Here is a 12,624-nt window from a genome sequence, read left to right as displayed (position 1 = left end):
ATCTCGAATAAAATATTATATTATGGATATAGGAAATAATTTAATAGTTATTCATGTCTGTTAACGGAAGTTGGCAGTTAAAAGGGAAGCCGGTTTAAGTCCGGCACGGACCCGCCGCTGTAAGTGAGGAGTTCTTTTCTGAATTTGTGAGAGCAAATGACCACTGAGTATGTTTTATTTGGGAAGGTTGAAAAGAATGCAGAAACACAAGTCAGAAAACCTGCATGAATAAGAAAACGTGTCAAGGGTAAAATGGCAAGCGTTGATAGCGGTGTGACAAACAACTGCAAATATAAACAGTAGAAACGGACTGTGGTAGAGATACCACAGTCTTTTTATTTGGATTTTAGGCCTCAAAAGGGGTTTGAAATAAATAATTTATTATTTTTTTCTGAGGACAATAAGGTTATCAGAGAAGGCGTGATTCAAAGGAGGACAAAATGAAAAAACTATTAAACAAAAGAATCTTTGCCGTAGCTTTGGCATTGGTAATGGTTTTCGCTATGGCAAGTGTGTCATTTGCAGCAGAAAAGACAAATGGTACCGTACATGTGAATATTTATGTGCAGGAAGTAGATAGAATGGGTACCAGCCCCGTGCAGACAGTATTAACAACAACACCTATACAGGTTACTGTTCAGTCTGGACAGTCAGTGAAAGATGCAATAAATAAAGCTGTAGCAGAAAAATCAGGACTGTTGACAACAGCTGAATGGACTGGAAATTTCCTTAAATCAGCTACTTATGACGGAGTTAACTATATAAATGAAGATTCCTATTCATATGATGAGACAACTCATGAAAACGTTTATGATGGTCTTTCATGGATGTATTTTGTTAATACTCCAGACAATATGCCACAGAGTACAAATGATTATCCAACCGTTTCTATGGGTGAAAAGTTACTGACATCAGATGCATCAGTTACATTAAGTTTTGAAGCACTGGAATATCGTTGGAAATAACAAACACGGAAGCTGGAATGGCGGGAATCACTTGATTTCCGCCAATTTTAATTATGAAAAAAGAGGTAATTATTTTGAACATTATAAGAATGAATCACAGAAGATTAATAGCCTGGTTACTAATTTTTTTACTAATGGCTGGTGGTTTGGCAGTTTTGCCAACTATTTCATTTGCAAATAATAGTGTTGTAAAAGGATTAGGAAAATTTATAACTACACCTAGTATTAATGTTAAAATAAAAGAAAAACCGGCAGGTACTTTATTTCAAGTTGATGGATCAGGGAAAGAGACTGGTTTAACTGGATTTTCTTCAGAATGTTTAGAGTATCATGCTTATACTACTTCTGACAGTGATAAAATTTTTTCTTTTCAGATGTCTTCTTCAGATTGGAATAGCAAAGATGTTGGGCTAACAATTAAGATTAACGATGATGAAGGTAAAAAAATCTCCTCCGCAATGAGCGTTTCTTTTTACTTAAAGGGTAAAAATTTAACTGCAAATAAAGAAGGCACTATTGTAAATTTTGAATTTACAAATGGACATACATATAAAGTTATAGTCTATGGTGTAAATACAAATGTACAGGATCCTTTTATTAAGGGATTAACCGTTGATCCTGCTGATTATTATAATTTATCATGGAATTCTGGTGAATTTATTAACCGGATTTACCTGCCGCAGAATACAGACAAGGCTAATTTGTGTTTTAATACTTATGACGGTGTAAAATTGTATAAGGAAACCGTTTCAGAGGAAAATGAATTATCAAAATCTCCAGAAGGAAAATACATATACGAAACAGAGAATTTTGAAAAAGCGAATATTATTGCTTCATTTACTAATGAAGATCTTGGAATACGAAAAGAAAATAAATATGAATTTTCATTTATAAAGAAAGATACTACAGTTCCATCAGATGCAGCCATGGAGGTAGTTGACTATAAACCGGCCGTGGGTCAATTCGTAGGAATGATTAAAACTAAAAAGGTAGGAAGGCTGGATATAAAAAATGGTGAAGCAGACTTCCTGCTGAAGCCAACAACCAGGTTTGATAAGTATCTATCTCTTGGTGGATTTGGGGGATATATAACATTTAAATTCAAAGAACCTATTTTGAATTCTGAAACTAACCCGTATGGGGTTGATTTTATTGTTTATGGGAATGGATTTGCATATGCTAACAGTACTGCTCCCGAGCTGGGAAATGTTCTGGTATCAGAAGACGGAGAAAGTTGGTATACCTTGGCTGGTTCCAGGCATTATGAATTAATGACGGACTGGAACAGGGAAGCTACCTTAAAGGATGGCTCTAAAATCAATGCTGTTCTTTTAGCAAAAAAAGGAGAAAACAACATTGAGGATATAGCACCAAAGGCTGTTTTTGGTTACGCAGATTATCATAAATGTTCTGAAACTAAAGATGCTGAGACAGAGTATACCATTACAGCTAAAGCAGGAAATCCTTATTCAAAAGAGCATGTTAATAATATTGGTGATTGTTTTGACCTGTCCTGGGCTGTGGATCAAGATGGTAAACCCGTAAAATTAAACAGCATTCAGTATGTTCGTGTTCAGTCCGCTGTAGATATTGTAAACAAAGTCCTTGGAGAAAATTCTGTAGAAGTTGGAACTTTAGCCAGAGCGGTGACGGATAATGAAGCAGTGGGAAAAACAAGCGAAGCTTCTTCATTAACCATAAATGGTAAAGATGTACTTGCTTTGACTCCCGTTGCAGCTATAGAAGAAAATAATACAAAGTATTATGAAATGGACTTAAATGATCAGTCAAAGGCAACAGTTAAAGTTTCAGTAAAGGGAGCTTCAGGAGATAATATTTCAGTGAATAATGAAATTTACCAAAGTGAAGCCAATTATACAGGTTTGTTAAAATCCGACGGTAGTCGGATGCTTCGTGTCATACTTCAAAATGGCAGGAAAGAACCTGTTATTTATGTAATAAAATGTACTGGAGGCGGAGATCCTGCAACAAATGCAGACTTGAGCTCTATAGTTTTAACCCCAGGTGATCAGGCAATAACGGCGGAACAGGCAGAAAATAATATATACTCTTTTAATGTTGCTAATAACATAGAGAATATAAAATTGAAACTTAATGCGTTAAACCCGAATATATCAATGAGAGTAAGTGGAATCAGCGGAAGTGATGTGGAATTAAAATCTGGTATTATATCGGATAATATAAGCTTAAAAGAAGGAGAAAACTGCTTCGACATAACAGCAACTTCAACGGATCAAAAAACTCAAAACAAATACATAATTAAGGTAAACAGGCAGACAAAAGAAAGCACGGAGAACCTGGACAACCTGAAGGTTTCATTCACGTTGACCGGGGATGATAAACATGGAGAAAAAGGAAAACATAAGGAACAGGTGTGGATTAAAACCACGGCAGTAGAAGTACCCAAAGGGTCCACAGTAAAATATTTGACCGATATGATGTTATACAATGCCGGGATTGACTTTGATGATACGGATGGTAATTATATTTCAAAAATCAAAGGGCCTGGAGTTGGATGGCTGGGTGAATTTGATAACGGTCCCAATAGTGGATGGATGTATCGACAAAATGGAAAGATTGCTGATCAAGGATATGCAAAAAGAAAATTAAAAAATAATGATGAAATCTTATGGTTCTATACAGATGATTATAAAAAAGAAACTGGCTATGAGGGAAATTGGGATCATGAAAATTCAGCAACTAAAACCGACGATCAAAAGGCTTCAGCTAAAGAGACTGTTCAGGTTACTGCCAAACCAGATCGCGACGGAAAAGCGGCAGCTGCTGTTTCTTCAAAGGACATGACAGAAGCATTGAAAAAGGCTATGGAAGCGGTGAAAAACTCAAGCAAGGAGTTAATACCAGAAGTATCGATTGTGGTAAAAGCAGATGACAAAGCCGATGCAGTGGTTACTACTTTACCAACGTCCTCTGCAAAAGACATAGTAAAGGAAAAAGGTATATTAAGCATCACTACGCCTACAGGGGATATGAGGTTTAGTCAGGAAGCCCTGTCTGCGTTGGTTGCAGAGGCTGGTGGCAGCGATATCAAGCTGGCTATTGAAAAAGTTGACGCTTCTTCAAATCCTGTTACTACAAATATACCAGAGCTTGCAGGCCGTCCTGTGTTTAATCTTTCCGCCGTTTCCAACGACAAAGCAATCACTGATTTTAAGAATGGGAAGGTGACCTTCTATCTTCCATATTCTTTAGGAGCAAATGAGAAGAAGGAAAACCTGAAAATTATTTATGTCAGTGATAAAGGAGAACAGCAAACGGTGGAGGGTGCTTCTTATGACGAAGCAAAGAAAGCAATGAAGGGAGAAACCAACCACTTTTCATATTATGCTGTCACTTATAACAATGTGGCCTTTTCAGATGTGACCAGCGGAAAATGGTTCTATGACAGTGTTATGTATCTTGCCAATAAAGGAATAGTAAAAGGCAAGACAAAGACTACCTTTGATCCCAATGGAAGTGTAACCAGAGCTGAATTTGTACAGATTCTTTACAGCAAGGCTGGTGCTCCCCAAGTGACCAATAGTGCAGTATTTACGGATGTGTCAGATAATGCATGGTATGCAAAAGCGGTAAACTGGGCTGCAGAAAAAAATATTTCCAAAGGATTTAAGGGCAAATTTAATCCAAATGCCAACATATCCAGAGAGGATATGGCTGTAATGCTTAAAAACTATCTAGAAAATATTGAAAAGAAAGAAATAACCAAGACAGCCCTTAAACAGGAATTTTCAGACAAGGGTAAAATCAGTCCTTATGCTGGGGGAGCCATAGAAATCATGCAGACAGGCGGCATAATAAATGGTTATAAAGGAGCAGACGGAAAGTATAGTTTTAAACCTTCAGGGTATGCAACAAGAGCGGAAGCATCATCCATGATGGCTTCACTGTTTCAGAAGTTAGCAAAATAGTTAAATAACAGAAAATTTTGTAGTTAGCTCTAAACATTTTAAAGCAAGCAGCTGCGGAAAATAATTATTCTGCAGCTGTCCTTTATTAGCTAAAATACCTTGAAATAATAATTCCTGTATGATAGACTATAAAAAACAAATTATATTACTTCCATGTTTCGACTTTACGTATAAGTAGAGTACGACTAAGAGGGAATCTGGTGAAAAACCAGAGCGGACCCGCCACTGTGAGTGAAGAGTTTCTTTTAGAAATATTCTGAAGAGGATAGATAACCACTGAATTACCATTCGGGAAGGTTAAAAGAAATGTTGAGGCACGAGTCAGGAGACCTGCATGAGGAGCACGCCAATCCACGGGTAGTATGGATAATTGGCAGGAATAATAGAGTGAAACAGTAAAACGGACTGCGATTTTTGTCGCAGTTTTTTTTATTATAAAAACAGTCTGGCAGCAGTTATATTACAGTTATTTTAACTGGGAGGTTTGTAAATGAATATTTTTGAAAACAAAATATTTAAAGTTGAAAAAGAACATTTATACTTTGATGGAAGGGATTTGACAAAACTGGCTGAAGAATATGGTTCACCATTATATATTTTTTCAGAAAGAGAATTAAGAAAAAATGTAAACGAAGTTATAGTGGCCTTTAGAACCTTCTATGATAAGACCAGTATACATTATGCAGCTCAATGTGAATCAACTCTTGCTAATCTTCAGGTTATCAGAGATGCAGGCTGTAATTTGCAGGTTAATTCCGGAGGAGAATTGTTTAAAGGTTTACAGGCAGGCTTTGAGGGGGAGCAGATTATATTTACGGGAGCATGTAAAACCACTAAAGAGATTGAATTTGCCATAAAAAGCGGGGTTAAATCTATTAATATAGATTCGATCTACGAATTGACAAGAATTGTTAAAATTGCTGAGGCTTTAAATACTCCAGTGAACATTGCTTTAATGGTAGCCCCTGAAATCTCTTATTATAACTCTAATCAGAATAAATTGCTTGTACAGGAGGCAGAATTTGGAATAACCTTTGAACAGCTCAGAACAGCTATCAGAATGTCTCAGAAAAATAAGAAATACATAAAACTAAAAGGCTATCATTTTCATATCCAGAACGGATTATATAAAACGGAATCTGTTCGGGAGGCTTTTGTTACCATGCTTGAAACAGCAGTAAAAATGCATCAGCTCACAGGATTTATTCCCCAAAGCTTAAATATCGGAGGAGGCATTTCATCTGAAAATATGGGGCAGATTGCAGAGGCGGTATCCCAGGAATTAAATACGGATAAGGTGGAAAAATGGGCGGGAAAAGAATATAAAGAGTTCTTTAACAGCATAGAATTAATTATTGAGCCGGGTAGAAAAATTGCAGCTTCTGCAGGCATCCTTTTAACCAGTATAGTAAATGAAAAATATAGAAAGAATCTGAATGAAAACTGGTTAGTACTGGATGAAGGTCTGAACATTGGGGCTGAGGCTGAAAAAAATTTGGAATATGATCAGATGATATGTGTAAATAAAATTACTGAGCAACATAATATGCCATATAAAATCAGCGGACTGTCCTATGACTCTTCTGATTGCATCCGACTTCCTAACAGCATAACAGCCGGTGATTTCATCGCATTTATTAATGCGGGAGCTTATAGTAATACCCATCTCTCTCACTTTAGTGGAAGACCAAGGCCCGGGGTTATAATGATTAAGAAGAATGGTACTGTGAAACAGATTAAAAGGCCCCAGCAATATGAAGATCTGCTAGCTGGGGAAGAACCTTTTCGTGAAAAACTAAATTTATGTGTTATATAATTAAAAAAACAAAAATAAAAAATACATAGTTTTGCCACCGAATTTTCTATTGACACATGCTTATATGCGTGGTATTATATTGAAGATTTAGGCACGCCAAAAAGTGAAAAGTGCGATTTTGTGGAATTTATGGTAGAGATATACTGTATGAAATTCATCTGGATTCTTCAGTAACACCTGCTGGATGGTCAGCTGCTAAAAACCCAAATTTAGTATTCTATTGTAAATTTGTATTAAGGAAGGAACCCTACATATGCTAATGAGTTTTGAAAAATATATGAGTGAGAACTACGAGTTTACAAAAGAATTTGAAAATCTGGCCTCTTACCCTTCAGTTTTTGAATTGATTTGTTTACTCCCATTATCCAGAAAATCAACTTTGTTAGAAGCGCCTTTTTCTTTAGATGATTGTATTATTTAATCTTCCATTAGTGGAAGATTTTTTTTTGCCTGAAAGGAGATTGAAATTATGTTAAAAGGAAGAAATTTATTAGAACCAATGGACTTTTCTTTAGAGGAGCTGGAAGAAATATTTGATTTAGCTGACAGAATCATTGAAGCACCTTCAAAATATGTACATGCCTGCGATGGTAAGCTGCTTGCTACTTTATTTTATGAACCAAGCACAAGAACACGTTTCAGTTTCGAGGCAGCCATGCTGAGATTAGGGGGACAGGTTATAGGATTCTCAGAACCTAATTCCAGTTCAGTGGCTAAGGGGGAAAGCATTGCAGATACTATTAAAACGGTTGCATGTTATGCAGACCTGGCAGTAATGAGACACCCAAAAGAAGGAGCTCCAAAAGTAGCTGCCCATAGTACAGAAATGCCGGTAATAAATGCAGGAGATGGAGGACATCAGCACCCTACACAGACTCTTACGGATCTTCTGACAATCAGAAGGACTTTAGGGGATTTGATAATATCACAGTAGGATGTTGCGGAGACCTGAAATTTGGCAGAACAGTCCACTCTCTTATCAAAGCACTTTCAAGATATAAGAACGTAAAATTCGTGCTTATTTCACCAGAAGAATTGAGGATTCCAGAATATGTAAGAAAAGAAATCCTTGTAAAGAATGGTATTGAGTTTGAAGAAGTAAGAAGTATGCAGGAAGCACTGCCAAAGCTGGATGTACTTTATATGACAAGAGTACAGAAAGAAAGATTCTTCAATGAAGAAGATTATATAAGATTAAAAGACACTTATATCTTAGATAAGTCAAAAATGAAACTGGCAAAGGAGAACATGATTGTCCTTCACCCACTTCCTAGAGTAAATGAAATTGCAGTTGAAGTGGATGACGATCCAAGGGCAATGTACTTTGTTCAGGCCAAGAATGGTATGTTTGTTAGAATGGCTCTTATCATGAGCCTGCTTGGAATTGAAGGTTAGGAGGAGAAAATATGTTAGTAAACAGTATAGAAAAAGGAATCGTTATTGATCACATCACTGCTGGTCTTGGTGCTAAGATTTTAGAATATCTTGATATTGATCTGACTACTAATACCGTTGCATTTATTATGAATGCATGCAGCAAAAAGCATGGTAAAAAAGATATTGTAAAGATTCAAAATGTAATAGATGTAAATTTAGATGTACTAGGGTTAATTGAGCCAAACGCTACAGTAAATGTAATAGAGAACGGCGAGATTGTCAGAAAGATTGCATTGCAGATGCCTGAAACAGTAACAAACGTTATTAAATGTAAAAATCCAAGATGTGTAACTTCAGTAGAAGCAAATGCACCACATATTTTCCACTTAATTGATGCTGACAACAGAGAGTACCGATGTGAATACTGTGATGAAATTGTATCCATGAAGGGAGCATATTAATTCATGAAAGTTCTGGTGGAGAATGGGCTTATAATTAATCCGGATTTTGGATTACAAGCTGTAGGAAATCTTTACGTAGAAGATGAAAAAATTGTCTGTATAGAGACGGAAACAGGAGTCTATGGTTTAATACCAGCATGGGGAAACAGTGACTCGGGGACAGATGGCATTACTAGGATAGATGCTAAAGGCAAATGGATTATACCAGGACTGATAGATCTTCATGTACATTTCAGGGATCCGGGACTGGAATATAAAGAAGACATTTTTTCTGGATGCAGGGCAGCGGCAAGAGGTGGTTTTACCACCGTATGCTGCATGCCAAATACAAAACCTGTTATAGACAATCCGGAAGTGGTAAGATATATTGATGAAAAGGCGAAAGAAGCCAACGGTGTAAATGTTTTATCTGTAGGAAGCATTACACAGGGACAAAAGGGAGAAACCTTAGCCCAGATTCACGAAATGTCTCTTTTGGAAACCCGTTCTAAAGACCTGATGGGAAAAGGAATTTGCGCCATAAGTGAAGACGGACGTTCTGTTATGAATGCAGGGTTAATGCTGAAAGGAATACTGGAAGGAAAAGCAAACGGCCTGATGGTATTCTCCCATACGGAAGACGGAAGCCTGGCAGGAACTTCAATTGGGGAAGAATTAATCGTTGCAAGAGATATTATGCTGGCTAAAGAAGCAGGCTCCCCCATTCATTTGTGCCATATCAGTACAAAGGGAAGCCTGGACATCATTAGAAAGGCTAAAGCTGAAGGATTAAATGTTACAGCGGAAACGGGACCCCATTATTTCATCTTGGATGAAAATTGTACAGGTAATGACGGTAATAAGAAGATGAATCCCCCACTAAGAACAGAAGAGGATGTGGAAGCAGTAAAAAAAGCATTACAGGATGGAACCCTGGATGTAATTGCTACTGATCATGCACCCCATAGCAGCGATGAAAAAAACTGCGGCTATGAGAAAGCATTAAATGGTGTGGTAGGACTTGAAACTTCTTTTGCTATGAGTTATACGTTTCTTGTGAAAACCGGGATTCTGACTGCCATGGAGCTGATTGATAAAATGAGCTGCAGGCCGGCAGAAATATTAGGCATTGACAGAGGAAATATTGAAGTCGGAAAGACGGCAGATCTTGCTATCATAGATATAGATGAAGAATATGAAATTAATTCAGAGGACTTTGTCTCCAAGGGGAAAAATTCACCATTCTTAGGAATGCGGGTTTATGGTAAAATATTATACACATTAGTAAATGGCAGAATAGTTTATGCGGCTGAATAAGTCGCATAAATTTTATAAAAAGATAAAGTTAAAAAGTTATATGAAAGAAAACAGAGGTAAGAGATGATTGATTCATTATTGAAGAAAATTGATGTTATGAAAAATCCAACAGTGGTAGGTCTGGACCCAACCCTGGAAATGATGCCAGCATCCATGAAAGCAGAAATGTTCGAAAAATATGGCAAGAATCCTGAAGCTGTGGGAAAGATGTTTATAAAATTTAATAAAGAAATAATTGATAGCGTCGAAGATATTGTTCCTGCAGTAAAACCTCAGATTGCCATGTATGAAAAGTATGGAATAGAAGGAATTAAGGCATATCTGGAAACCATAGAATATGCCAGCAAAAAAGGGATGGCTGTAATCGGTGATATAAAAAGAGGAGATATTTCTTCAACAGCAGCAGCTTATGCGGCTCATATCGGTGGCACTGAAATAGAAGGACAAGCGTTTGATTTATGGAAAGAAGATTGGATTACAGTTAACCCATATCTGGGGATAGATGGTATCCAGCCTTTTATAGATGAATGCAATAAAAAAGACAGAGGTGTATTTATACTGGTAAAGACGAGTAATCCTTCCAGCAGCCAGCTTCAGGACATTCTCGTAAATGAAAAGACTATTTATGAAAGAGTAGCAGAACTTGTTGCGGAATGGGGCATGCAGTCCATGGGAACCATGGGCTACAGTAGAATTGGTGCAGTAGTCGGGGCGACTCATAAAGAACAGGGTGAGAAATTAAGAAAGATGATGCCGCACACCTTCTTCTTAGTGCCTGGATATGGAGCTCAGGGCGGTACGGGAACCGATTTAGAAGGGTTCTTCGACAAAGATAAAAGAGGGTGTATTGTTAATTCTTCAAGGGGAATAATAGCAGCTTACAAGAAAAATGACAAATACGGAGAAAATGTAGGAGAAGCGGCAAGAGATGCTGCACTTGCCATGAAGGCAGATCTTCAGTATTAGGAGTAGTTATGAAAAAGATATTAACAGGGAATGTTATATGCAATGATCAGATTGCAAATGATATATATAAGATGCAGATTAGCAGTTCTCATATGGGAACAATAAGAGCAGGTCAGTTTGTAAATATTTATCTGGAGGATAAAAGTCTGTTACTGCCTCGGCCAATCAGCATCTGCGATGCAGATGAAAACAGTATAACTATTGTTTATAAAGTAGTAGGAAAAGGCACAAAGGAACTTTCAGCATATAAGACCAATGAAAAGGTGAGAGTAAGTACTCCCCTTGGAAATGGATATTTCATAGATGGGAAAAAATTCGGCGGCCAAACAGATGATTATAAGGGAAAAACAGTGACTGTAGTAGGAGGAGGCATTGGTGTTCCTCCCATGGTACTTTTAGCCAGAAAGCTGAAGGAAAAGGGCGCCCAGGTGACTGCAGCTATAGGATTCCAGGAAGAACCCTTTTTAGTTGAAGAACTTGGAAAATATTGCAGTGAAGTTTATGTAGCAACGGATAATGGGACTTCAGGATTTCAGGGTAATGCCGTACAGATGATAAGAGAGAAAAATATCTGTTCAGATGAATATTTCTCCTGCGGCCCAAAAGTAATGCTTAGAGCACTAAGTGATTTTTGTGCAGAAAAGGATATTCCATGTCAGGTTTCCTTAGAGGAAAGAATGGGATGCGGATATGGAGCCTGTGTCGGTTGTACCTGCAAGGTTAAAGTCAAAACGGAGCAAGGTACGGAAATACAACAGAGAGGTGTATGCAAACATGGACCTGTATTTTTCGGAGAGGAGGTTGCCTGGGATGAATAATCTGGATTTAAGCGTAGATTTTGCTGGTGTAACTCTGAAAAATCCTGTTACAACAGCTTCTGGAACTTTTTCCGCAAGAGAAAGCGGGGAATTCTATGATATCAATGAACTTGGTGCAGTTATTACTAAAGGGGTAGCCAGTGAACCGTGGGCAGGAAATCCTACCCCGAGAATTGCCGAGACTTATGGCGGTATGCTAAATGCTGTGGGCCTGCAAAACCCAGGGGCTGTCGCTTTTATAGAGCAAGAGATTTCTTATCTAAAAGATTTTGACACCAGGATTATTGCAAATGTGGCAGGAAGGACCATAGAGGAATACTGTTCTGTGGTAGAAATGCTTAATGAAACAGATGTAGCCATGATGGAAATTAATATTTCATGCCCCAATGTAAAAAAGGGCGGCATTGGATTTGGTACAGATCCCAGAATGGCAGCAGAGGTAACAAAAGCCGTAAAAGCCATCAGCAGGAAACCCATTATTATTAAACTGACACCAAATGTAACAGACATTACTGAAATTGCTAAGGCTGTGGAAGCAGAAGGGGCCGATGGTGTATCACTGATTAATACACTGCTTGGTATGAAGATAGATACTCAGCGAAAAAAGCCTGTACTTGCCAATATCATGGGCGGTTTATCAGGTCCGGCAGTTAAGCCAGTAGCAGTACGAATGGTATATCAGGTCAGAAGAGCAGTTAATATACCGATTATGGGACTTGGAGGAATCATGACTGGAGAAGATGCGGCTGAATTTATTATGGCAGGTGCAGATATAATCTCTGTGGGAACAGCTGCTCTTGTAAATCCAACTGCTCCAGTAGATATATTGCAGGAACTTAAACTATATATGCAGGAACAGGGTTTTAAAACCATTGCCGATATCAGAGGGGCCTTTAATGCATAATATTAATGAAAACAGAGAAGGTTAAATTTACAGACGTTAAATTTAAAACAAAATAAGAACCAGAAACAATT

At 37.6% G+C, this 12,624-nt stretch carries 9 protein-coding genes, 1 pseudogene and 2 riboswitches; all 10 genes and pseudogenes read left to right on the top strand.

What is annotated here, in order from left to right; genetic code table 11:
• Positions 1 to 36 precede the first annotated feature (36 nt).
• A riboswitch (cobalamin riboswitch) is annotated at positions 37 to 242 on the top strand.
• 198 nt (positions 243 to 440) lie between these two features.
• The 10 genes and pseudogenes from Ami3637_RS02405 to Ami3637_RS02360 all read left to right on the top strand — a co-directional run bounded on the left by Ami3637_RS02405 (position 441) and on the right by Ami3637_RS02360 (position 12,553).
• Positions 441 to 965, top strand: a complete 525-nt coding sequence (locus Ami3637_RS02405) for a hypothetical protein (protein ID WP_162361160.1) — start codon at positions 441 to 443, stop codon at positions 963 to 965.
• Positions 966 to 1,039: 74 nt separating this feature from the next.
• On the top strand, positions 1,040 to 4,915 hold the full coding sequence (locus Ami3637_RS02400) for an S-layer homology domain-containing protein (RefSeq protein WP_162361159.1): 3,876 nt from the start codon (positions 1,040 to 1,042) through the stop codon (positions 4,913 to 4,915).
• Positions 4,916 to 5,051: 136 nt separating this feature from the next.
• A riboswitch (cobalamin riboswitch) is annotated at positions 5,052 to 5,267 on the top strand.
• Between the two features lie 138 nt (positions 5,268 to 5,405).
• Positions 5,406 to 6,731, top strand: a complete 1,326-nt coding sequence (locus Ami3637_RS02395; RefSeq protein ID WP_162361158.1) for a diaminopimelate decarboxylase family protein — start codon at positions 5,406 to 5,408, stop codon at positions 6,729 to 6,731.
• Between the two features lie 253 nt (positions 6,732 to 6,984).
• On the top strand, positions 6,985 to 7,152 hold the full coding sequence (locus Ami3637_RS02390; protein ID WP_162361157.1) for a hypothetical protein: 168 nt from the start codon (positions 6,985 to 6,987) through the stop codon (positions 7,150 to 7,152).
• A gap of 48 nt (positions 7,153 to 7,200) precedes the next feature.
• Positions 7,201 to 8,126, top strand: a pseudogene (pyrB, locus tag Ami3637_RS18895) (aspartate carbamoyltransferase).
• 11 nt (positions 8,127 to 8,137) lie between these two features.
• Complete coding sequence (locus Ami3637_RS02380) at positions 8,138 to 8,569, top strand: aspartate carbamoyltransferase regulatory subunit (RefSeq protein ID WP_162361156.1); 432 nt, start codon at positions 8,138 to 8,140, stop codon at positions 8,567 to 8,569.
• Between the two features lie 3 nt (positions 8,570 to 8,572).
• A complete protein-coding gene (locus tag Ami3637_RS02375) occupies positions 8,573 to 9,865 on the top strand; it encodes a dihydroorotase (RefSeq protein ID WP_162361155.1) in 1,293 nt (430 codons plus the stop codon).
• Between the two features lie 63 nt (positions 9,866 to 9,928).
• On the top strand, positions 9,929 to 10,831 hold the full coding sequence (gene pyrF / locus Ami3637_RS02370) for an orotidine-5'-phosphate decarboxylase (protein ID WP_202931079.1): 903 nt from the start codon (positions 9,929 to 9,931) through the stop codon (positions 10,829 to 10,831).
• A gap of 8 nt (positions 10,832 to 10,839) precedes the next feature.
• A complete protein-coding gene (locus Ami3637_RS02365) occupies positions 10,840 to 11,649 on the top strand; it encodes a dihydroorotate dehydrogenase electron transfer subunit (RefSeq protein WP_162361154.1) in 810 nt (269 codons plus the stop codon).
• Complete coding sequence (locus tag Ami3637_RS02360; protein WP_202931078.1) at positions 11,642 to 12,553, top strand: dihydroorotate dehydrogenase; 912 nt, start codon at positions 11,642 to 11,644, stop codon at positions 12,551 to 12,553. Before Ami3637_RS02365 ends, Ami3637_RS02360 begins: the two co-directional genes overlap by 8 nt.
• Positions 12,554 to 12,624: the final 71 nt, after the last annotated feature.

The sequence above is a fragment of the Aminipila terrae genome, assembly GCF_010120715.1.
GTDB classification, from domain to species: domain Bacteria; phylum Bacillota; class Clostridia; order Peptostreptococcales; family Anaerovoracaceae; genus Aminipila; species Aminipila terrae.
The sequence above is the reverse complement of the archived record's forward strand: the minus strand, read 5'-3'. Positions and strand labels throughout refer to the sequence as shown.

Coding starts and splice junctions, on each gene's coding strand:
- pyrF (WP_202931079.1), top strand. CDS start 9,929: ATGATTGATTCATTATTGAAGAAAATTGATGTTATGAAAAATCCAACA.
- Ami3637_RS02395 (WP_162361158.1), top strand. CDS start 5,406: ATGAATATTTTTGAAAACAAAATATTTAAAGTTGAAAAAGAACATTTA.
- Ami3637_RS02405 (WP_162361160.1), top strand. CDS start 441: ATGAAAAAACTATTAAACAAAAGAATCTTTGCCGTAGCTTTGGCATTG.
- Ami3637_RS02365 (WP_162361154.1), top strand. CDS start 10,840: ATGAAAAAGATATTAACAGGGAATGTTATATGCAATGATCAGATTGCA.
- Ami3637_RS02360 (WP_202931078.1), top strand. CDS start 11,642: ATGAATAATCTGGATTTAAGCGTAGATTTTGCTGGTGTAACTCTGAAA.
- Ami3637_RS02375 (WP_162361155.1), top strand. CDS start 8,573: ATGAAAGTTCTGGTGGAGAATGGGCTTATAATTAATCCGGATTTTGGA.
- Ami3637_RS02380 (WP_162361156.1), top strand. CDS start 8,138: ATGTTAGTAAACAGTATAGAAAAAGGAATCGTTATTGATCACATCACT.
- Ami3637_RS02390 (WP_162361157.1), top strand. CDS start 6,985: ATGCTAATGAGTTTTGAAAAATATATGAGTGAGAACTACGAGTTTACA.